The following is a 20,502-nucleotide window of genomic DNA, read 5'->3' as shown; positions in this document are numbered from 1 at the left end:
GCGGGCCGCTTCGATGGCGGCGTTGAGCGCCAGCAGGTTGGTCTGCTCGGCGATGCCGCGGATCACGTCCAGCACCGAGCCGATCTGCTCGCTGCTCGCCGCCAGGCCTTCCACCTGGCTCATGGCGCTGCTCATGTCGCTGGCCAGTTCGTCGATCAGGCGGGTGGTGTTGTCGATCACGCTCAGGCCGTCGCGGGTCGCACCGTCGGCACCGCGGGCGGCATCGGCAGCCATGGCGGCGCTGTTGGCGACGTCGTGGGCGGTGGCGCTCATTTCCTGGGAAGCGGTGGCCACCTGGTCGACTTCGCGGAATTGCTGCTGCATGCCGGCGCTGGTCTGGCTGGCGATTTCCGAGGACTGATCGGCAGTGGCGCGGGCGTCCTGCACGGAGGATTTCACGTCGCGGATGATCGGTTGCAGCTTGTCGAGGAAGCGGTTGAACCAGCCGGCCAGCTCGCCCAGCTCGTCCTTGCCGCTGTAGTCCAGGCGCTTGGTCAGGTCGCCTTCGCCGCTGGCGATGTTGCGCAGCATGGCGGCGACGCCGAGGATCGGCCGGGTCACGCCGCGGGCGGTGAGCCACACCAGCAGCAGGCCGACCACGGCGGCGATCAGGCCAAACAGGGTCTGCCACAGCGCGCCGCTGGAGTTGCGCTCATCCAGCTGCTTCTGCAGCTCCAGCGCCGGTGCCAGCAGCACGTCCTGCGGCACGTCGAGCACCACGGCCCAGGGTTTGGTGGCATCCGGGATCGGCAGCAGCGGCTCGACCACGCGCAGCTGGCCGTCGTGCTCCAGCACCTGCGGACGTCCGCCGGCCTGCAGGCTCAGCAGCTCGGCCGCCTGGCCGGGGATGGCCTTGGCCAGCGGTTGGCCGAGCAGCGCTTCGTCGCTGCTGTAGCCCGCCAGCAGGCCGGCCGGGCTGACGATGCTGACGCTGCCGGCGCCGTCATAGAGCTGGCGGTCGCCGTCGACGGCGAGCTGCTGCAGGCGGCTGAGGCTGATGTCGATGCCGATCACGGCGATGACCTTGCCCTGGTCGATCAGCGGCAGGGTCACGGTGGTCATCAGCACCTTGGTGCCGGAGGCGCTGTCGAAATACGGGTTGAGCACGCAGGCCTTGCGGGTCTGCAGCGGGCACAGCTGCCAGGTGTTGAAAGGGCTTCCGTCGAGCATGGCCGAGGTGTCGGCGATCATCTCCTCGGTCACCGCCAGGCCGGTCATCTCGCCGGAGGCCTTCTGCGCCCAGTAGGCGCCGAAGCGGCCCTTCTCGTTGCTGCCGGCATCGGCCTGGTCATGGAAGCTGGCGTCCTGGCCGTCCAGCGCATCGGGTTGGAACACCACGTAGAGGCTGAGCAGGTTCGGGTTGCTCTTCAGGCCGTCGCGCACCAGCTGGTTGAGGTCCTTGCGCACGCTGGCGGCGTCCACGCCGTGCCGGGTGGTCTGCTCGCGCAACTGGGCGACCTGGCGCGAGAACTGGTTGCCGAAGAGGTACACGTCGGTGAAGAAGCGCTGGATGATCTCCGCCTGCTGCTCGCTGCGCGCCTGCATCCGCGCCTTGGCCGCGTCCTTGAGCATGTCCGCGTTGGCCGCCTTGATCAGTTGCGCATCATGGTTCATCCGCAGCAGCGAGAGGCCGACCAGCAGGCTGACGATGCAGAGCAGGCAGAGACCGGTCAGCAGCGTGATCTTCCACTGGATCGAGAGGCGGGACAGGGGCATGGCGGGGCGTCCTTGTGCGTGAGCAATTCTGTGTTGTTGTATCGGCTTCAAAGGCGGCCACTTGAGCCTGGCCCTTAAATATCAGGGCTCCTGGCGAATCAGCGCGCGGTATTGCCCGGGCGTGGATCCGGTCCATTTGCGGAAGGCCTTGTAGAACGCGCTGGTGTCGGCGAAACCCAGCTCCTCGGCCAGGTCGGCGAAGTTGCCGTCGCCGCTGTCCAGCCGGGCGATGGCCAGGTCGCGGCGCAGTTGGTCCTTGAGCGCCTGGTAGGACTGCCCCTCGGCGGCGAGCTTGCGGCGCAGGGTCGACGGCGCCATGTAGAAGTGCCCGGCCAGGGCGTCGAGGTCGGGCCAGCGCTCGAACTTGAGGCTGCGCAGGTAGGCCTTGGTGCGCGCGGCGAGGCTCTGCGGGTCGCGGTAGCGCACCAGGATGTTGGCCGGCGCGCCGCCCAGGAAGCGGCGCAGCTCGCGCTCGTCGCGGCGCACCGGCAGGCCCAGGGCTTCGGCGTTGAACAGCAGGCGCGACTGGCGGCGGCCGAAGTGGAGGTTTTCGGTGAACATCACCCGGTAGTCGGCGATGAAATCCGGCTGTGGGCAGCGCAGCTCCACGGCGAGGATGGGAATGCGCCGGCCCACCAGCCAGCAGGCCAGGCCGTGCAGCATCAACCACAGGGTGAAGTAGCAGAAGGCGCGCGGCGCCGGGCCTTCGGGCTCGTCGAGAACGATGCCGGCGAGACCGTCCTGGCGGGTCAGGCGCGGGGTGAAGTCATCGAACACCAGCCCCATGAAGCGCAGCGCGGCGTTCAGCGCCGCTTCCAGAGTCGGCTCGCGGACGGCCGCGGCGGCCATGAAGTTGAAGCTGCCGGACTTCATGCGCCGGGCATTCATGCCGAAGAACTCGTCGTCCATTTCCCTGGCCAGGCGCAACCAGAGCCGTGCGTAGACCTGGCAGGACACGCGCGCGTAAGGCTTGCCAAGCAATTCGGGGGCGATGCCGGCGGCGGCCAATAGCGGGCCGTCGTCGCGGCCGGCGCGACGAAATTCGGCCAGCGCCTCGCTGACCAGACGGATGGAGATGGTGCCCTTCTCTACGCCCATGGCGCCCCGACTGCATGTGAGGGCACCAGGGCGCGGGCCGGCCCGAAACGATCAGCCACGCTTGCTGCGCACCTCTTCGATGCTGATCTCGCGCATGCGGAACTTCTGGATCTTGCCGGTCACCGTCATCGGGAACTCGTCGCAGAAGCGGAAGTGCCGCGGCACCTTGAAGTGGGCGATGGCGTTCTTGCAGAAGGCGCGCAGCTCCTCTTCGGCGACGCTGTGGCCGGGGTGGAACTTGACCCAGGCCACCAGTTCCTCGCCGTACTTCTCGTCGGGGATGCCGATGACCTGGGCGTCGGCGACGGCGTGGTGGGTGTAGAGGAACTCCTCGATCTCCCGCGGATAGATGTTCTCCCCGCCACGGATGATCATGTCCTTGCTGCGCCCGACGATGCGCACGTTGCCGGCTTCGTCCATCACGGCGAGGTCGCCGGTGAGCATCCAGCGCGCCGGGCTGATCGCCTCGGAGGTTGCCTGCGGGTTGTTCCAGTAGCCGAGCATGACGCTGTAGCCACGGGTGCACAGCTCACCAATGGTGCCGCGCGGGACGATACGGCCATCGGCGTCGATGATCTTGCTTTCCAGGTGCGGCTGGGTGCGGCCGACAGTGGTGACGCGGGTTTCCAGGTCGTCTTCCGGCCCGGTCTGCAGGGACACCGGGCTGGTCTCGGTCATGCCGTAGGCGATCTGCACCTCGGCCATGTGCATCTCGTCGATGACCCGGCGCATCACTTCGATCGGGCAGGTGGCGCCGGCCATGATGCCGGTGCGCAGACTGGACAGATCGAAGTCGCGGCGGGTCGGGTGGTCCAGTTCGGCGATGAACATGGTGGGCACGCCGTACAGCGCGGTGGCCTTCTCTTGCGCCACCGCCGCCAGGGTTGCCTCGGGCTCGAAGCTGGGCGCGGGGTAGATCATGGTGGAACCGTGGGTCAGGCAGCCGAGGTTGCCCATCACCATGCCGAAGCAGTGGTACAGCGGCACCGGGATCACCAGACGGTCGTGCTCGGTGAGGCCGAGGCTGTCGCCGACCATCAGGCCGTTGTTGAGGATGTTGTAGTGGCTGAGCGTGGCGCCCTTGGGAAAGCCGGTGGTGCCGGAGGTGTACTGGATGTTGATCGGCTCGTCGAACTGCAGCTGCGCCTGGCGCTCGGCGAGCTCGGCGGCGGCGATGCCGCGACCCAGCGGCTCCAGCTGGCTCCAGCGCAGGAAGCCGGCGGGCGCGGTGTCGGACAGGCTGATCACCCCGCGCAGTTCCGGCAGACGGTCGCTGGACAGCTCGCCCGGCCTGCCCTGCCCCAGCTCGGGCAGCAGGTCGGCGAGCATGCCGTGGTAATCGGAGGTCTTGAAGGCATCGGCGCACACCAGCCAGCGGCAGCCGGACTGCTTGAGCGCGTACTCGAGCTCGTTGACCCGGTAGGCCGGGTTGATGTTGACCAGCACGGCGCCGACCTTGGCGCTGGCGAACTGGGTGATGCACCACTGGGCGCAGTTGGGCGCCCAGATCCCCAGGCGATCACCGGGGCGCAGGCCGAGGGCGAGGAACGCGCGGGCGACGCCATTGACCACCTCGGCCAGTTCAGCCCAGGTGTAGCGCAGGCTCTGGTGCCGCACGACCAGTGCCTCGCGCTGGGCGAAGCGCTCCACCGTCGCGTCGAAGGCCGCACCGACGGTCATGGCCAGCAGGGGTTTGTCCTGCGGGCCGCGGGTGTAACTCAGGTGGTTCATGGCTTTCCCTTGTTGTGCTTGTTCTGGGATCAACGCTGAACGATCGGCTCGGGCAGCGGTGCCAGCCACCGCGAGCCAACCTGCCGCGACGGTGACTGACCGGTCGCGGGCTGCGGAACATGTTTACGTTAACGTAAAGGTAAACGCAACCCCGACCATCGACAGCACGACAGGCCCGGGCCTCCGCTTCAAGCAGAATAGTCACTCACAAAACGTGCCAGAGGCCCTGCGTGCCTGATGCGGCGCGGCGTAGAGGCAGTTTCAAGGCGCTGGACGGGACGCCGTTCCGGTTGCATTTCGCAACAGCTCGGGCAAGCTGCCGCGCCGCCATGGCTGTGCAGAGCGCGGCCTTGCCGACAGGACTTCTGGCACGTCTCACGGCGTCGCAATCTGAGACGCCCCGCGCCAGGTGCGCGGCGGCAGGCGTTGCATTAGAATTCGCCGAAAATGCCTACATGGATGTAGACACATTCCCACCTCATGCTTGCGAATCACATCCATGCCTAGTCGTCGTTCGATACTGAGCCTGCTGTTTGCCTGTGCCGCTGTTGTCTGTTCATCGAACACCTTCGCCGCCTCCCCCGCCAAGGCGGCCTCGCCCAAGGAGCTGGTACTCGCCTCCGGCAGCGCCCTGGTCGTCGATCTGGAGAACGGCAAGACCCTGTACTCCAGCAATCCCAACTTGGTGGTGCCCATCGCCTCGGTGACCAAGCTGATGACCGCCATGGTCACCCTGGACGCCAAGCTGCCGATGAACGAGTTGATCCCCGTGGACATCTCCGAGACCGCCGAGATGAAGGGCGTGTTCTCCCGCGTCCACCTGGGCAGCATGATCAGCCGCGAGAACATGCTGCTGCTGGCGCTGATGTCCTCGGAAAACCGCGCGGCTGCAAGCCTCGCCCACAACTACCCGGGCGGCTCGAAGGCCTTTGTCGCGGCGATGAACGCCAAGGCGAAATCCCTGGGCATGACCAGCACGCACTACGTCGAGCCCACTGGCCTTTCGATCCACAACGTTTCCGACGCCAACGACCTGATCCGCCTGGCCAAGGCCGCCTATACCTACCCGCAGATCCGCCAGTTGAGCACCACGGCGACCAGCGATGCGCGCTTCAGCAAGCCCAGCTACTCCCTGAGCTTCTTCAACACCAACCCGCTGGTGCGCAGCGGCAAATGGGACATCCGCCTGACCAAGACCGGCTTCACCAACGACGCCGGCCACTGCCTGGTGATGGTCACCATGATGAACGGCCGCCCGGTCGCCCTGGCCCTGCTCGACGCCTTCGGCAAGCGCACCCACGTGGCCGACGCCGCGCGCATTCGCCGCTGGGTGGAAACCGGCGTCGCCTCGCCGGTGCCCGCCGTCGCCCTGCAGTACAAGGCCCAACGCAGCCAGGCGCGCGCGGCCAGCATCACGGCCACCGCCGAGTAAGCCTCCTCGCGCTGGCGGAGCACGCTCCGCCAGCCACTTCTCTTTCCTCCTTCCCCGTCTCCTGCTGTCGCTTCCGCCCTGCTGCTTGGCGCTTCCGTCACTTATATGCCGAGCATCATCCAATGATAGCATGATGCTCGTAATATTTGACTGGAGCCTTGCGATGACCGAGCTGACACTGACCCGCGAACAAAAGATTGCCGCCTGGGAAGCGGCGGCGGCGCAGATGCGCCAGCGTCTCGCCGAGCCCGGCGTGGTGTCGCTGCAGGAACTGCGCGGCAAGACGCCCCAGGAATTCTTCGACGGCATCGGCGCGGGTGAACTGCCCGCCCCGCCGATCAATGCGCTGATCGGCTTCGTCCCGCTGGAATGGAGCCAGGGCCGCTTCGTCTTCCAGGGCACCCCGGACCTGCGCCACTACAACCCGCTGGGCACCGTGCACGGCGGCTACGCGGCCACGCTGCTGGACTCGGCCATGGGCTGCGCGGTGCACACGATGCTCGAGCCGGGGCTGGGCTATACCACCACCGACCTGCGCATCAGCTACATCCGCGCGCTGACCCGCGACACCGGGCCGATCCGCGCCGAAGGCACGCTGGTGCACATCGGCCGCTCCACCGCCCTGGCCGAGGGCCGCCTCTACGACGTGGACGGACGGCTGTACGCCACCGGCTCCACCACCTGCCTGATCCTCGGGCGCTGATCCACCAGGAGAACGACCATGACTTCCGTCGTCATCGCGGGTTATGCCCGCTCCCCGTTCCACTTCGCCAAGAAAGGCGCGCTGATCGACGTGCGCCCGGACGACCTCGCCGCGCAAACGGTGAAAGGCCTTGTCGCGCGTAGCGGCCTGGATGCCCGGCTGATCGAGGACCTCATCATGGGCTGTGCCTACCCCGAGGCCGAGCAGGGCATGAACCTGGCGCGCATCACCGGCTTCCTCGCCGGGCTGCCGGAAACGGTGGCCGGCGCCACGGTGAACCGCTTCTGCGGTTCGTCCATGACGTCCATCCATTTCGCCGCCGGGCAGATCCAGTTGGGTGCGGGGGACGCGTTCATTTGCGCGGGCGTGGAATCCATGACCCGCGTGCCCATGGGCGGCTTCAACCTGTCGCCCAACCCGCACCTGCTGGCGGAGTTCCCGCAGGCCTACATGCCCATGGGGCAGACCGCCGAGATCGTCGCCGAGCGCTTCGGCATCTCCCGCGCGGACCAGGAAGCCATGGCCGTGGACTCCCACGCCAAGGCCGCACGCGCCCGCGAACAGGGCCTGCTGGCGGCGGAGATCGTGCCCATCGAGACGCCCACCGGCGTGGTCGGCGAGGACGGCTGCATCCGCCCCGGCACCAACCTGGAAGCCCTGGCGCAGCTCAAGCCGGCCTTCGGCGGCAGCGTCACCGCCGGCACCGCCTCGCCGCTGACCGATGGCGCGGCGGCGGTACTGGTGTGCAGCGAGGACTTCGCCCGCGCCCACGGGCTGGACATCCTGGCGCGGGTGAAAACGGTGGCGGTGGTCGGCTGCCCGCCGGAGATCATGGGCATGGGGCCACTCTGCGCGACCCGCAAGCTGCTCGACCGCGCCGGCCTGCGCATGGCCGACATCGACCTGGTGGAAATCAACGAGGCCTTCTCCAGCCAGGCGCTGGCCTGCCTGCGCGGGCTGGAGCTGGATATCGACCGGGTGAACCTGCACGGTGGCGCCCTCGCCATCGGCCACCCCCTGGGCGCCACCGGCGCGCGCATCACCGGCAAGGCGGCGGCACTGCTGAAGGAAACCGGCGGGCGCTACGCCATCGCTACCCAGTGCATCGGCGGCGGCCAGGGTGTGGCGACGCTGCTCGAAGCCGTTCGCTGAGGCCCCCCCCCGTAGGAGCGAGCTTGCTCGCGAACATTGCTTGACCGGCAAACCCGCGTTGAGCGGTTCGCGAGCAAGCTCGCTCCTACATCCTGCCCCACCGCCGTTCCTGCCCTGAATCACCTCCCCGCGCCCGCCCTGCGTTAGAATGACAGCCAGCATTCCATGATCCGCAGGAGACCGGTCATGCGTTACTCCGAAGACCACAAGGCCCAGACCCGCGAACGCATCATCAACGAGGCGGCGCAGCGCTTTCGCAGCGAAGGCGTGGACGCCACCGGCCTGCAGACGCTGATGAAGGCGCTGGGCCTGACCCACGGCGGCTTCTACGCGCACTTCAAATCCAAGGACGAACTGGTGGAGATCGCCCTGCAGCAGGCCGCCGAGCAGTTGCGCCCGATCGTCGACCAGCAGTTCGCCAAGGCCGACCCGCTGCCCGGTTTCATCGACCAGTACCTCTCCCCCGGCCACCGCAACACGCCCGGCAAGGGCTGCCCGCTGCCGACCATCTCGGCCGAACTGGGCGCACGCGGCAACGCCAGTGCGACGACCGATGCCATCGTCCAGGCGCGCATCGACGCCATCGAGAAGGCGCTGTCCAGCGAGCATGCCGAGGATGAGAGCGTCGCCCTGCTCGCGACCCTGATCGGAGCGCTGGTGCTCTCGCGCAGCGTGGCCGACCCGGCGATGTCCGACCGCATCCTGGAGAGTACGCGGCGGCATCTGAAGCGGGAGATTGGTGCGGCGGAGTGATTGCCGCGGCTGCCAGACCGCGTCCGGCCCGTTTGCGCAATAGGCCGGTGTTCACCTGTTGATCCACTCTCCGCCGCGCGCGACTTCGCGGACAAGGTCCGCTCCTACGCGGCAAGGCCGGCGCAGAACCTGTAGGAGCGGGCCATGCCCGCGATCCGCCGGCAGGGCCGGCGTCGGGCCTGTTGCCGCAGCAGATCGGCAATCATCGGTTGATCCGTCATCCGCCGCACGTGATTTCGCTCGCAAGGTCGCCTGCTAACGCAGGAGTCCGACTGTAGGAGCGAGCTTGCTCGCGAACCGCCCCAAAACCATGCCCTGCAGGTTCGCGAGCAAGAACTGGGCGTCCCCCTCGCTCCTACAAAAAGCCACGCATAAAAAAGCCCCGGCACCAGGCCGGGGCAAGCTTTTCGCCACTCTGTTGCTCGGTTACGCCACTACCACGCCATAACGTTGCGCCGGGGCGCTGCGCGACAGGTTCGGCGCCATCTTCAGGCGCGCGGCGGTGAAGGCTTCGAATTCGCCCGCATCCGGCAGCGCCGGCAGGGTCACCACTTCACCCTGGGCCAGGCCGGCCAGCGCGGCGTCGACCATGTGGTTCACGTCCATCAGCATTTCCGCCGGCAAGGAGCCGATGTCGGTGCCGGCGCGGTCCCAGATTTCGGTGCGGGTGGCGCCGGGCAGCACGGCCTGGATGCGCAGGCCCAGCGGCGCCAGCTCCTGCTGCATGGACTGGGTCAGGTTGAGCACGAAGGCCTTGGTCGCGCTGTAGCTGCCGTTGAACAGCTCCGGCGCCAGGGCCAGCACCGAGGCCACGTTGATGATGGTGCCGCGGCCGCGCCCGGCGAAAGCCTTGGCGGCGGCGCCGGCCAGGCGCGCGGTGGCGATGACGTTCAGCTCGATCATGCTTTCCAGGCGGTCCAGGTCGGTCTCCAGCAGGGTGCCGTTGATCGCTACGCCGGCATTGTTCAGCAGCAGGCTGATGCTGGCGTCTTCGGCCAGGCGCGCCTCGACGCGGGCGCGGTCTTCGCGGCGGGTCAGGTCGGCCTTGAGCACGTCCACCGAGACGCCGTGTTCCTCACCGAGGCGCGCAGCCAGGGCCTCCAGGCGTTGCTGGTCGCGGGCCACCAGCAGCAGGTCGTAGCCCTGAGCGGCGAGGCGCTGGGCGTAGGTGGCGCCGATGCCGGAGGAAGCACCGGTGATCAGTGCGCGGCCCAGTTCGGATTTGGCATTCATGGTTCTTTCTCCAGGGAGGCGTTCGCCCCGCTTGCAGGATTGAGTGGGCCGGTTGGCCGTCAGGAATGTCCGGCCATTTGGATGATGACCGTCATCTGAAGGTGAATATTATGCTCATAATATTATCTGTCAAGGCCTCTGGTTCAGCGCTGACAAACGGCCAGAGAGGCAGTGGAGAGCTTAGTGCGACGAGCGTTACGCGCCACCGGGCAGTTTAGGTTGCCCATTCCAGAGCGCCCGCGAGAGGCTCGTGGGCGTCTCCACACAAGAACAATCCCGGAGCGTCACCTGCACCCTGCCTGTCTACGAACCGGAGCGATCCGGAGGAGGACACATGCGATTGCGCTGCTTTTTCCTGGGATGCGTTTGGGATGAAGGGAATCTCACCGAGGTCGGTCGCGTACCGATGCTGTGCCAGCGCTGCGTGCGCTGCGGCGCGCAGCGGTACCTGAGCCCGGAACCGGAGATCTGAGCCGGAAACGACACTGCCCCGGAGCACGGGAATGCTCCGGGGCAGTTCGTCAATCAGACAGCGTTCAGTTGGCCACGAACGCCTGGCTGGTGGTGATAGCCATGTCGCCGCCGGGCAGCTTCAGATCGCCGATGCGCTCCAGGCTGTCGGCGTCGAAGATCGCCACGTCGTTCAGGGTGCCGGTCAGGTACAGCTTGTTGCCGGCCTTGTTGGTGGTCAGGCAGTAGTAGGAGTGGTCCAGGTTCGCCGCCTTGACCAGCTTCTGCTGCTTGATGTCGTACTTCGCCAGGCGGTTGAGCACGCCGTAGACGATGTTGCGGTCCTTGGCCGACCGCATGCCGCTGAAATACACCTCGGTGACCGGGCCGAAGTCGACGGTCTCGGTCTTGCCGGTGGCCAGGTCGATGTTGAAGAAGCCGTAGAGGAACTCGGCGGTGGCCATGTCCTGCTTGGCGTCCTTGAACTTCGCCGTGGTGTAGAGCAGCGAGAAGTCGCGCGGGTAGGTCTGCTGGTTCCACACGTAGAGCACATCTGGCGGCGCGTAGTTGGGGCGCTTCCAGTTGCGGCTGGCAATCGCCACGTCGAACTTGCCGGTCTTCACGTCCACCTTGTAGATGTCCGGCCCCGCCACGTAGAGGGTGCCGTCGTCGCCGGTCTGCATGATCGTCAGCTGGCGCGGCGCCGGGAAGGTGCGCACGGGCTTGGCGTCCATGCCGTCGGCGACCGAGTACACCTGCAGGCGCGGCTGCTGCACCTCGTAGTGCTCGGCAAGGATCAGCGTGGGGTTGGCGATGGCGTAGATCTCCTTGCCGTCATGGCTGACGGTCATGGAGAACATCGAGCGCGCGTTCTCGCCCGGCTTCTGCGCGATGGTGGCGTGGAACACCGGCTTGCAGTCGTCGAGCTGGATGCCGTAGATGTCCGCGTAGTGGTTGCTGAGGATGTAGGCGACCTTGCGGTCCGGCGACAGCTGGGTCATGCCCGGGCCGTAGGCGCCGGGGACGGTGCAGGTCTTGTAGAGCTTGTCGGTCTGCATGTCGATGACGTGCAGGTTGTTCGGGTAGTTGGTGCTGATCAGGTACTCGTGACCACTTTGCAGCGCCTTGCTCACATCGCTGCCGGCATCGGCGGCGACCGCTTGCAGCGCGCAGGCCAGCGAGAGACCGCCGAGTGTGGCGGCGAATGCTTGTCTGGACATGCAGGATTTCCTCTTGTTCTTCTGTCCCATGTGTTTCAGGGCGATCATTTGTCGTCCGGGAATACGGTGCCGAGGTTGCGCCAGTTCTCGGCCGAGGCCTGCGCATCCTTGTTCCAGTCGGGGTAGGTGCTCATCATGTCCGGCACCTGGGCCGGCCACCAGCAGGGGTCGGAGCAGCCGTAGAGGTCCGCTTCCATCGGCTGGCACAGCGACGACACGCCGCCGAACACGTCGACTTCCCAGCCCGGGTCGGTGGTGGCCGCGCAGCCGGCCACGGAGTTCATCGCCACCACGTCCTCGATGCGATCCTCGGCGGCGGCCTGTTCGAGCTTCTGTGCTTTGGTGTTGATCGCTTTCAGATGTTTCATGTCAGTGCGCCTTCCGCGGTGTGATGTGGCGGTCGATGAAGCTGGGGTTGGAGGCCATGATCCGGCTGTAGACCTCGATGCCGAAGTCGACCCAGTCCCTCATCAGTTCGCAGTAGTGGTAGGTGGGGTGCGCCGGGTCGCCGTAGCGCGCGTAGCTCTCGTGGTAGCAGCCGCCGGAGCAGAGGTTGCGGATGCGGCAGCTGGCGCAGCCGGTATCGGTGCGATCCAGGCGCTGCGAGAGGAACTCGTTCAGCTCGGCCTGCTTCACCCCTTCATGCACGTTGCCGAAGGTTGGCAGTGAAGAACCGGTGAAGCGGTGGCACAGGTTCAGCTCGCCCTTGTGGTCCACCGCCAGCATCTTAAGGCCGGCGCCGCACGGCAGGGCCTTCTTCTGCCCTTCGTGGATGTCGGTGATCAGCTGGTGCAGGTTGGAGAAGCCGATGTTGCGCCCCTGCAGCGCCTCGTCCAGGTAGCGGCGACCGAGGGCCTTCATGTTGGCGAAGACGTCCTTGAGCTCCTCCCCGGTGAGGTTGTAGCTGCTGATGTCGCCGGAGGTGACCGGCGCGAAACCGACTTCGGCAAAGCCCATCTCGTTGAACAGGTGGTTCCAGATGGTTTCGACGTCGGTGACGCCAGTGGTCAGCGTCACCCGTGCGCCGACCGGCCGCGCGGTGTAGCGCGAGAGCAGCATGTCGGCCTTGCGCCGCACCACGTCATAGGTGCCCTGCCCGCCCACGGTGATGCGGTTGCGGTCGTGCACCGTCTTCGGCCCGTCGATGCTGATGGACAGCCCGAAGCGATGAGCATTGAGCCAGTCGACGATCTCCTCGGTGAGCAGCGTGGCGTTGGTGGTCATGACGAAGTCCACCGTCTTGCCCAGCTCACCGAAACGACGCTCGCAGTAGGCGACCATGTGCTCGATCAGCGGGCGGTTGGACAGCGGTTCGCCACCGAAGAACACCACGGTGTAGCGCGGCTCGTCGGGGGACTCCTGGATCAGCATTTCCACCGAGGCCTCGGCGGTCTCCGCGCCCATCTTCTTGCCGGCGGAGGGCTTGTCCAGGTCTTCCTTGTAGCAATAGGTGCAGCTGAGATTGCAACCGGTATTGACGTTCAGCACCACGGTGTTGAGCGCGGTGCGATCAACCTTCTTGATGCCGATTTCAGGGGTCAGCGGCGAGCCGTCGCTGACCAGCTCCAGCGCGATCAGCTCGCGCAGGGTCTCGTCGATGTCCTCGGCGGCGAAGCGCCCGCCCAGGCGTTGGGTCAGCTCGTCCGGCGAGCAGGCATGCCCGCGCAGCGCGTCGATGATCCCGCCGGTCAGCTCGTCGCTGGCGAACAGCGAGGAGCTGGGGATGTGGAACAACAGGCGGTCGGCGTCGACCTGCACTTCATGCAGGTTGCGTTCGACCAGATTCAAGATGGCGCCCATGGCGACCTCCCGGAACTTTCTTGTTATGCCCACCCGCAGGTGGGCCTCACGCATTCAGTTCATCCGCTCCCGACGGTTACGGGATCGGCGGGTTGTTCCAACGCTGCACGGTGACGATCATGTGCCCTTCGCCCTTGTGCGACTGGCCGGCGTCGTCCACCGCGGCGATCACCTTCAGGTTGCCGGCGTTGTTGGTCATCATCTTGCGCTGCGGGTTCGGGCCGGCATCGCCCGGGGTGAAGATGCCGCTGTCGGCGTCCATCACACCGGCGAACTTCACGTCCTGGTCTTCCTTGGCGCGATCGTCGAAGGGCTCGACCGACCACTGCGCCGGGAACACGCCGATGCGGAACGGCTTGCCATCGGCGCCCTTGCCCCAGGCCTCGGCATCGAAGCTGCCCTGGACCTTGGGCGTGGAGCCGCCATTGCCGCCGATGCGGGCGATGGAGAACTCCGGCACCACCTTCACTTCGGCGATGTCCTTGTACACCGCGAGGCTGCCGCCCTTGGCGGTGCCGACGCTGACGTCGCGCTCACCGGCGGCCGCCGCATCGCCGGCCTTGACCTTGACGGTCACGCGCTCGGGCGTCTCGGACACCACCGACACCACCTCCACGCCCTTGCCGAACGACGGCTTGCCCTTCAGGCCGGTGCCGACCACGCTCACTTCAGTCTCCACGCCCGCCTTGATGTAGGCCGGCTGCACGCCCAGCACGCGGCTGGTGCCGTCCTTCGCCGCGACGAAGTCCAGGCCCCGCTCGTCGTGGGCCTTGTCGAACATGCGGCCCTGCATCTGGCCGTTGAGGGCGGCGAACACCTGGCGCAGGGTCACGTCGCCGACCGTCACCGCGCCGCGCCATTCGTAACCGTTGTAGAGCACCGCACTGCCCTCGCCGCTGAACGGCGAGCCATCGGCGTACTGGCCCTTCACGCTGACCTTGAAGGCGTCGTCGCCATCCTGGGTCACGTTCATGCTGCCGGCCAAGTCGCCCTTGCCCGGCATGTGCCCGGCGAAGCTCCAGTTGCCGACCAGCGACTCGGCCTTGGGCCGGTTCTTCTGCCAGTCGGCCCAGGCCTTGCTGTCCAGCGGGTAGCGCTTGGCCAGTTCCGGGACCATCTCCTTCTTCGCCAGGTCGAACCAGTCACGGTCGCGGGCCAGGGCCTGGTATTCCAGCGACGGCCAGCGGCCGAGGTGGAAGTTCACCAGCTTCTCCCACTCCGCTGCCGGGCGACGCTGCAGGGCGATGCGCGCGCCGGAGTGACAGCGGGCGCACATCTGCTCGAAGTTCGTATCGAATTTCTCGACGGTGTTGAGCCGGCGTTCGAGGGCGTAGCGCACGCCTTCGGTCTCGCTCGGCGCCAGGCCCTGCTTGTCGGCGAGGAACTTGACCACCGAGCGACGCTCGTCGTCGGTGATCTTCAGGCCATACATCACCTGCATGCGGGCGATGCTCATCAGCCAGCCTTCGGGGGTCTTGCGCTGGTGGCTGATGCGGCTGAGGGAATCGTTGCCTTCGGGCGTGTGGCACGCCTGGCACTTGGCGCTGATGATCGCCTGGCCTTCGGGGGCGGCCTGGGCCGTCTGCTGCAGCGCGAGGGCCAGTGCGGCCAGGGTTCCGGCACCCAGATAGTGCCGAAGTCGTGTCATCTTCAAGGTCAGGCCTCCTCGGTATTCTTGTTGGTTATTGGCGCCCACCGATGGGCTAAGAGCTAGCTCTTGAAAGCGGTTTTGCAGGTTGTGTGCCACTACTGCACAGGCCACGCCGGATCAGGGCTCGGGCGGCATCTACCGGCGCTCGCGCAGCACGACGTCGAGGTTGCGCCGTCACATTTCGCGATTGCTGTCTAACTCTGAGACAGAGTCCCTGCGACACCCTGCGAAGCAGTATGGTCCGACCTGTGCAAAGCGCCGCCCGCCGGAGCCAGAGCATCAGACCGCTTATGGCGCTCCCAACGCTTTCCCTCCACCTTCTGGATGGAAACATGTTGCTTTGAGCGGTCTGCGGCCCCTGAACCTTAAGGAGCGCGCAAAGGCTATGTGCCACGAGCAAAAATCCGAAGGAAGCAAGGCAGAAGAAGCAGTTTGAGCTCGCCGAAGAAGGAAACGCCAAGTCTCCGATTTCACGTTTTTATCCGACAGTCCTCGCGTTCAACGATGTGCTATGGCATAACAGTTAGTAAGCTGAGCGCGCGGGCACAATTTTCCGAACCTGCAATCTCAAAACGACATCACACTACATCCTTGTGATCGGCGCAGTTTCTTCCGAGCCAAGAAATTAACAACAAAATCAAGGAGGATTTACATGTCCCCTCGTGACTTGCCGGCGGTAGGAGTTTTATCAAACTGTGGTGGCCATGGCTTTTTTGGCGAATACACGAACCTGGAAGGTAAACGACTATTATGTATAGGCTTCGCGGAAGATGAAGTTACGAATTACGTTGCCAAATATGGACCCGCCAGCATTACCCTATTAACGAACTGGGCGGAACACAAGGATGCACAGATCGAAACTTACCCACTGGTAGTCGGAGATATCACTCGACGAACCCGATTTGAAGACAGTGAATTTGACGCCATTCTGACCCTTTCTGTCCTGGAGCACCTTAGTGATCTAAGAAGCGCATTCCAAGAGATGACCAGGCTGGTGAAACCGCGAGGGGAGATGTTACACATGTTCGGCCCAGCATGGTCATGCGCATATGGCCATCATCTGTACATGGACGCAACTGATCCGAATCTGAATTTCGCTCTATGGCAGATGCCTGCGCACATGCATCTGCTTTGCTCGGTCGAGGAAATTCGCAACCACTATCGCGAACTGGGCTACATCGAAGACACCATTGACTGGGTAATCAGGTGCTTTTACGACACGGAAATTATTAACCGTGAGAATTACGATACTTACATGAAAATTATGTCAGACCCCATATTCCAGCTGGACAAAATGGAGTTAATGTATAACGAACTGCCTGCCGACCACCTGCGAAACCTTCGATACGCCCACCCCCATATCAAAGACTTTTCAACTTACGGTGGCAGGTACCACCTTATCGTCAACAAGTAGATACGAGCCCAGTGTCTCAAGCGAATTTCGGATTTCTTAAGATGCGAGAACTTAGACGAGTCTACACTCAATCTTTTGCAGGCGCCTCGCTAGGACCTGTTCCTTATAGATTCAGGAACAAACTATTTTCGCAGAAGCGCCCGTTCTCGCCGACATCCTGGTCTGCCCCGCGGGTGGCCAGATGCGTGAGAACGATTATGCTTTCAGATGCCCCTGCGACCTAGTCGCGGGGCCATCTGTCTTCAGGCTTTGCGCAATCCGTACGACCTGACATCAGCCCTGGGCTCGAGTGCGGTAACGGTATTGAGGGACTCCGGCCCAAAACAACAACAAGACGGAGACGAACATGGCGCAGACATACAGCCCGGCCGCGGGCAACGCTCCTCACAGCGGGATCACCAAGGAGGAGCGCAAGGTCATCTTTGCCTCCTCCCTGGGTACGGTGTTCGAGTGGTACGACTTCTACCTCTACGGCTCCCTGGCGGCGATCATCGCCAAGCACTTCTTCGCCGGGGTCAATGAAACCACCGCCTTCATCTTCGCCCTGCTGGCCTTCGCCGCCGGCTTCGCGGTACGGCCCTTCGGCGCCATCGTGTTCGGCCGCCTGGGCGACATGATCGGGCGCAAGCACACCTTCCTCATCACCATCATCATCATGGGCGTCTCCACCGCCGTGGTCGGCCTGCTGCCCGCCTACGCCACCATCGGCGTGGCCGCGCCGATCATCCTGATCACCCTGCGCCTGCTGCAGGGCCTGGCGCTGGGCGGCGAGTACGGCGGCGCGGCGACCTACGTCGCGGAACACGCGCCCAAGGGCAAGCGCGGCTTCTTCACCTCGTGGATCCAGACCACCGCAACCCTGGGCCTGTTCCTCTCGCTGCTGGTGATCATGGCCTGCCGCACCGTACTCGGCACCGAGGCGTTCGAGGCCTGGGGCTGGCGGATTCCCTTCCTGCTGTCGATCCTGCTGCTGATCGTCTCGGTGTACATCCGCCTGCAACTCTCCGAGTCGCCGGTGTTCATGAAGATGAAGGAGGAAGGCAAGGCGTCCAAGGCACCGCTGACCGAGTCCTTCGGCCGCTGGGAGAACCTCAAGGTGGTGATCATGTCGCTGCTCGGCGGCACCGCCGGGCAGGCCGTGGTCTGGTACACCGGGCAGTTCTACGCGCTGTTCTTCCTGCTGCAGACGCTGAAGATCGACGCGCAGACCGCCAACCTGCTGATCGCCGGCTCCCTGCTGCTGGGCACGCCGTTCTTCGTGTTCTTCGGCAGCCTGTCCGACCGCATCGGCCGCAAGAAGATCATCATGGCCGGCTGCATCCTCGCCGCGCTGACCTACTTCCCAATCTTCCATGGCCTGACCCAGTTCGGTAACCCGGACGTGTTCGCCGCCCAGGAGAAGAACCCGGTAACCGTGGTGGCCGACCCGAGCGCCTGCTCCTTCCAGTTCGATCCGGTGGGCAAGGCGAAATTCGTCAGCTCCTGCGACATGGCCAAGAGCCTGCTGGCCAAGCGCGCCATCCCCTACGAGAACCTCAAGGCCGAGACCGGTGCGCTGGCCCAGGTGCACATCGGCGACAAGGTCATCGCCAGCTTCGAAGGGGCCGGCATGCCGGCGGCGGACTTCAAGGCGCAGTCCGAAGCCTTCACCGCGCAGCTGGCCGCCTCGCTCAAGGAAGCCGGCTACCCGGAAAAAGCCGACCCGGCGAAGATCAACCACCTGATGATGCTGGTGCTGCTGACGGTGCTGGTGATCTACGTGACCATGGTCTACGGGCCGATCGCCGCGTGGCTGGTGGAGCTGTTCCCGACGCGCATCCGCTACACCTCGATGTCGCTGCCCTACCACATCGGCAACGGCTGGTTCGGCGGCTTCCTGCCCACCGTCGCCTTCGCCATGGTGGCGGCCACCGGGGACATCTACTACGGCCTCTGGTACCCCATCGTGATTGCGGTGATGACGGCCATCCTCGGCATCTTCTTCCTGCCGGAGACGAAGGATCGGGATATCAACCACGGCTGAGCCCCGCCGGCGTGCAACCGTTCGCGGTTGTGCGCCCGCAGGTCCGGCTCTCGTAGGAGCGGACTCCGTCCGCGATCCTCCGGCAGGGCCGGTGCCGTGTCTGTTCGCGAGCAAGCTCGCTCCTACGAAAAGCTGGTCCGCCAGAGCCTGTAGGAGCGAGCTTGCTCGCGAACCGCACCGCACGAAACCCATCGCGGACGGAGTCCGCTCCTACGACTCCCCCGGGTGAGGCTCCCGGGTGAAATGGCCCCCACCTCGAACGCCATCTTCGGCAATGCGGGCGCCCTGCGTCTCAGCCGCTGTCGCAATGTGCGACAGCGGCCTCCTTCCTCGATCTGCTAAAAATCAATCAATTCTTTTAAATTCAGTAGGTTGCATAAACAACCTAGCCTTGGCACAGCCGTTGCGATACCTCGCCCCAGCGCCTCCCCGACCGGGAGCACGAACAGACAACAAGAGGCCACCGCAATGCTCGCTTCCCTGCCCATCAAGCCCGAATCCCGCGCCTTCCTGCAGCGCTCCCCGACGATGCTGATCGGCGCCGACTGGTCCCGCGCCAGCGACGGCGCCCTGATGGACCTGCGCAACCCGGCCACCGGCGAGGTGCTCTGCCAGGTGCCGGCCGCCACGCCTGCCGACGTCGACCGCGCCGTGCGCGCCGCCCGCCAGGCCTTCGATGATTCCGCCTGGAGCCGCACCCGCCCGCGCGAGCGGCAGAACCTCTTGTGGAAGCTCGCCGACCTGATGGAGCGCGACGCCGACCTGCTGGCCGAACTGGAGTGCCTGAACAACGGCAAGAGCGCCGCCGTCGCCCGGGTGATGGACGTGCAGCTGGCCATCGACTTCCTGCGCTACATGGCCGGTTATGCCACTAAGATCGAAGGCACCACGGTGGATGTGTCCATGCCACTGATGCCCGACGGCGAATTCCACGGCTACATCCGCCGCGAAGCCGTCGGCGTGGTGGGCGCCATCGTCGCCTGGAACTTCCCGCTGCTGCTGGCCTGCTGGAAGCTCGGCCCGGCACTGGCCACCGGCTGCAGCGTGGTGCTCAAACCCGCCGACGAAACCCCGCTGTCCGCGCTGAAGCTCGCCGAGCTGGTGCTCGAAGCCGGCTACCCGGCGGGCGTGTTCAACGTCGTCACCGGGACCGGTATCAGCGCGGGTGCTGCCCTCTCCCACCACCCGCTGGTGGACAAGCTGACCTTCACCGGCTCCACCCCGGTCGGCAAGGAAATCGGCAAGGCGGCCATGGACAACATGACCCGCGTGACCCTGGAACTGGGCGGCAAGTCGCCGACCATCGTCATGGCCGACGCCGACCTCGCCACCGCCGCCGCGGGCGCCGCCCAGGCGATCTTCTTCAACCAGGGCCAGGTCTGCTGTGCCGGCTCGCGCCTGTACGTCCAGCGCAAGCACTTCGACAACGTGGTCGCCGACATCGCCGGCATCGCCAACGGCATGAAGCTGGGCAACGGCCTGGATCCGAGCATCGACATGGGCCCGCTGATCTCCGCCAAGCAGCAGAAGCGCGTGTACGACTACATCGAACTGGGCCGCGACAAGGGCGCCACCATCGCCTGCGGCGGCGAACAGTTCGGCCCCGGCTACTTCGTCAAGCCCACGGTGATCGTCGACGTCGACCAGAAGAACCCGCTGGTGCAGGAAGAAATCTTCGGCCCGGTGCTGGTCGCCATGCCCTTCGACGACATCGAGGACGCCCTGCGCCTGGCCAACGACAGCCCCTACGGCCTGGGCGCGAGCGTCTGGTCCAACGACCTGGCAGCGGTCCATCGCATGGTGCCGCGCATCAAGTCCGGCTCGGTGTGGGTCAACTGCCACAGCGCACTCGACCCGGCGCTGCCCTTCGGCGGCTTCAAGATGTCCGGCCTGGGCCGAGAAATGGGCGCCGCCGCCATCGAGCACTACACCGAGCTGAAGTCGGTGCTGATCCGCCTGTGAGCTTTGCCGGCCAGTAGGAGCTGTCTTCTCCTGAACCTCCGTGTGCGGGATTTCCCTCTCCCCAACCCTCTCCCGGAAGGGAGAGGGAGCCACCAGTGCCGGCTGAAACAACGATTTCACCTGCACCGAACGGTCCCCTCTCCCGCTTGCGGGAGAGGGTTGGG

Annotated in this window: 16 protein-coding genes; 8 read left to right on the top strand and 8 right to left on the bottom strand. The window is 65.4% G+C overall.

Translation table 11 applies throughout. The features are described 5' to 3' along the window. From ACNFIA_RS31015 to ACNFIA_RS31005, 3 genes are all read right to left on the bottom strand, one after another. The coding region (locus tag ACNFIA_RS31015) for a methyl-accepting chemotaxis protein (RefSeq protein WP_416790883.1) at positions 1–1,716 on the bottom strand (1,716 nt) is incomplete at its 3' end. Positions 1,717–1,797: 81 nt separating this feature from the next. Then, entirely contained in the window at positions 1,798–2,814 is a 1,017-nt protein-coding gene (locus ACNFIA_RS31010) for an AraC family transcriptional regulator (protein ID WP_259754346.1), read from the bottom strand. Between the two features lie 51 nt (positions 2,815–2,865). Continuing rightward, on the bottom strand, positions 2,866–4,545 hold the full coding sequence (locus ACNFIA_RS31005; protein WP_416790881.1) for an AMP-binding protein: 1,680 nt from the start codon (positions 4,543–4,545) through the stop codon (positions 2,866–2,868). 499 nt (positions 4,546–5,044) lie between these two features. Between ACNFIA_RS31005 and pbpG the strand changes: the two genes are divergently transcribed. The 4 genes from pbpG (at position 5,045) to ACNFIA_RS30985 (ending at position 8,585) form a co-directional block, all read left to right on the top strand. Continuing rightward, positions 5,045–5,977, top strand: a complete 933-nt coding sequence (gene pbpG / locus ACNFIA_RS31000) for a D-alanyl-D-alanine endopeptidase (RefSeq protein ID WP_259754344.1) — start codon at positions 5,045–5,047, stop codon at positions 5,975–5,977. A gap of 226 nt (positions 5,978–6,203) precedes the next feature. Then, positions 6,204–6,680 carry a PaaI family thioesterase gene (locus tag ACNFIA_RS30995; RefSeq protein ID WP_416790886.1) on the top strand — a complete coding sequence of 159 codons (477 nt, stop codon included), beginning with the start codon at positions 6,204–6,206 and terminating at the stop codon, positions 6,678–6,680. Between the two features lie 18 nt (positions 6,681–6,698). After that, complete coding sequence (locus tag ACNFIA_RS30990; RefSeq protein WP_416790880.1) at positions 6,699–7,832, top strand: thiolase family protein; 1,134 nt, start codon at positions 6,699–6,701, stop codon at positions 7,830–7,832. 186 nt (positions 7,833–8,018) lie between these two features. Then, a complete protein-coding gene (locus tag ACNFIA_RS30985) occupies positions 8,019–8,585 on the top strand; it encodes a TetR/AcrR family transcriptional regulator (protein WP_416790878.1) in 567 nt (188 codons plus the stop codon). 426 nt (positions 8,586–9,011) lie between these two features. On the opposite strand, the gene ACNFIA_RS30980 is transcribed toward ACNFIA_RS30985, so the two are convergent. Continuing rightward, entirely contained in the window at positions 9,012–9,818 is an 807-nt protein-coding gene (locus ACNFIA_RS30980) for an SDR family NAD(P)-dependent oxidoreductase (RefSeq protein WP_416790877.1), read from the bottom strand. Between the two features lie 334 nt (positions 9,819–10,152). On the opposite strand from ACNFIA_RS30980, the gene ACNFIA_RS30975 reads away from it, so the two are divergent. Next, positions 10,153–10,290: a PSPA7_2676 family Cys-rich small protein gene (locus ACNFIA_RS30975; protein WP_259754339.1), complete on the top strand. Its 138-nt coding sequence runs from the start codon at positions 10,153–10,155 to the stop codon at positions 10,288–10,290. 64 nt (positions 10,291–10,354) lie between these two features. On the opposite strand, the gene peaD is transcribed toward ACNFIA_RS30975, so the two are convergent. From peaD to peaA, 4 genes are all read right to left on the bottom strand, one after another. Then, a complete protein-coding gene (gene peaD / locus ACNFIA_RS30970) occupies positions 10,355–11,488 on the bottom strand; it encodes a quinohemoprotein amine dehydrogenase subunit beta (RefSeq protein ID WP_416790876.1) in 1,134 nt (377 codons plus the stop codon). Between the two features lie 44 nt (positions 11,489–11,532). Next, complete coding sequence (qhpC, locus tag ACNFIA_RS30965) at positions 11,533–11,856, bottom strand: quinohemoprotein amine dehydrogenase subunit gamma (RefSeq protein ID WP_015477047.1); 324 nt, start codon at positions 11,854–11,856, stop codon at positions 11,533–11,535. A 1-nt stretch (position 11,857) separates the two neighbouring features. Then, complete coding sequence (gene peaB, locus ACNFIA_RS30960) at positions 11,858–13,288, bottom strand: quinohemoprotein amine dehydrogenase maturation protein (RefSeq protein ID WP_259754336.1); 1,431 nt, start codon at positions 13,286–13,288, stop codon at positions 11,858–11,860. A 76-nt stretch (positions 13,289–13,364) separates the two neighbouring features. Then, positions 13,365–14,936 (bottom strand): quinohemoprotein amine dehydrogenase subunit alpha, encoded by a 1,572-nt coding sequence (peaA, locus tag ACNFIA_RS30955; protein ID WP_416790875.1) that lies wholly within the window; start codon positions 14,934–14,936, stop codon positions 13,365–13,367. Positions 14,937–15,591: 655 nt separating this feature from the next. Here peaA and ACNFIA_RS30950 point away from each other — a divergent pair. From ACNFIA_RS30950 to ACNFIA_RS30940, 3 genes are all read left to right on the top strand, one after another. Beyond that, positions 15,592–16,353 (top strand): class I SAM-dependent methyltransferase, encoded by a 762-nt coding sequence (locus tag ACNFIA_RS30950; RefSeq protein ID WP_416790874.1) that lies wholly within the window; start codon positions 15,592–15,594, stop codon positions 16,351–16,353. Positions 16,354–16,699: 346 nt separating this feature from the next. Continuing rightward, positions 16,700–18,376 (top strand): MFS transporter, encoded by a 1,677-nt coding sequence (locus tag ACNFIA_RS30945; protein WP_259754335.1) that lies wholly within the window; start codon positions 16,700–16,702, stop codon positions 18,374–18,376. Between the two features lie 468 nt (positions 18,377–18,844). After that, positions 18,845–20,338 carry an aldehyde dehydrogenase family protein gene (locus tag ACNFIA_RS30940; RefSeq protein ID WP_416790873.1) on the top strand — a complete coding sequence of 498 codons (1,494 nt, stop codon included), beginning with the start codon at positions 18,845–18,847 and terminating at the stop codon, positions 20,336–20,338. Positions 20,339–20,502: the final 164 nt, after the last annotated feature.

It is taken from the genome of Pseudomonas sp. NY15437 (assembly GCF_048068435.1).
Classification (GTDB): Bacteria; Pseudomonadota; Gammaproteobacteria; order Pseudomonadales; family Pseudomonadaceae; genus Pseudomonas; species Pseudomonas nitroreducens_B.
Note: the sequence above shows the minus strand (reverse complement) of the source record. Positions and strands in the feature narration are given on the sequence as shown.

Bases quoted from the DNA above. Each gene is read 5' to 3' on its own strand.
- ACNFIA_RS31010 (WP_259754346.1), bottom strand. From the start codon at position 2,814: ATGGGCGTAGAGAAGGGCACCATCTCCATCCGTCTGGTCAGCGAGGCG.
- ACNFIA_RS31005 (WP_416790881.1), bottom strand. From the start codon at position 4,545: ATGAACCACCTGAGTTACACCCGCGGCCCGCAGGACAAACCCCTGCTG.
- pbpG (WP_259754344.1), top strand. From the start codon at position 5,045: ATGCCTAGTCGTCGTTCGATACTGAGCCTGCTGTTTGCCTGTGCCGCT.
- ACNFIA_RS30995 (WP_416790886.1), top strand. From the start codon at position 6,204: ATGCGCCAGCGTCTCGCCGAGCCCGGCGTGGTGTCGCTGCAGGAACTG.
- ACNFIA_RS30990 (WP_416790880.1), top strand. From the start codon at position 6,699: ATGACTTCCGTCGTCATCGCGGGTTATGCCCGCTCCCCGTTCCACTTC.
- ACNFIA_RS30985 (WP_416790878.1), top strand. From the start codon at position 8,019: ATGCGTTACTCCGAAGACCACAAGGCCCAGACCCGCGAACGCATCATC.
- ACNFIA_RS30980 (WP_416790877.1), bottom strand. From the start codon at position 9,818: ATGAATGCCAAATCCGAACTGGGCCGCGCACTGATCACCGGTGCTTCC.
- ACNFIA_RS30975 (WP_259754339.1), top strand. From the start codon at position 10,153: ATGCGATTGCGCTGCTTTTTCCTGGGATGCGTTTGGGATGAAGGGAAT.
- peaD (WP_416790876.1), bottom strand. From the start codon at position 11,488: ATGTCCAGACAAGCATTCGCCGCCACACTCGGCGGTCTCTCGCTGGCC.
- qhpC (WP_015477047.1), bottom strand. From the start codon at position 11,856: ATGAAACATCTGAAAGCGATCAACACCAAAGCACAGAAGCTCGAACAG.
- peaB (WP_259754336.1), bottom strand. From the start codon at position 13,288: ATGGGCGCCATCTTGAATCTGGTCGAACGCAACCTGCATGAAGTGCAG.
- peaA (WP_416790875.1), bottom strand. From the start codon at position 14,936: ATGACACGACTTCGGCACTATCTGGGTGCCGGAACCCTGGCCGCACTG.
- ACNFIA_RS30950 (WP_416790874.1), top strand. From the start codon at position 15,592: ATGTCCCCTCGTGACTTGCCGGCGGTAGGAGTTTTATCAAACTGTGGT.
- ACNFIA_RS30945 (WP_259754335.1), top strand. From the start codon at position 16,700: ATGGCGCAGACATACAGCCCGGCCGCGGGCAACGCTCCTCACAGCGGG.
- ACNFIA_RS30940 (WP_416790873.1), top strand. From the start codon at position 18,845: ATGCTCGCTTCCCTGCCCATCAAGCCCGAATCCCGCGCCTTCCTGCAG.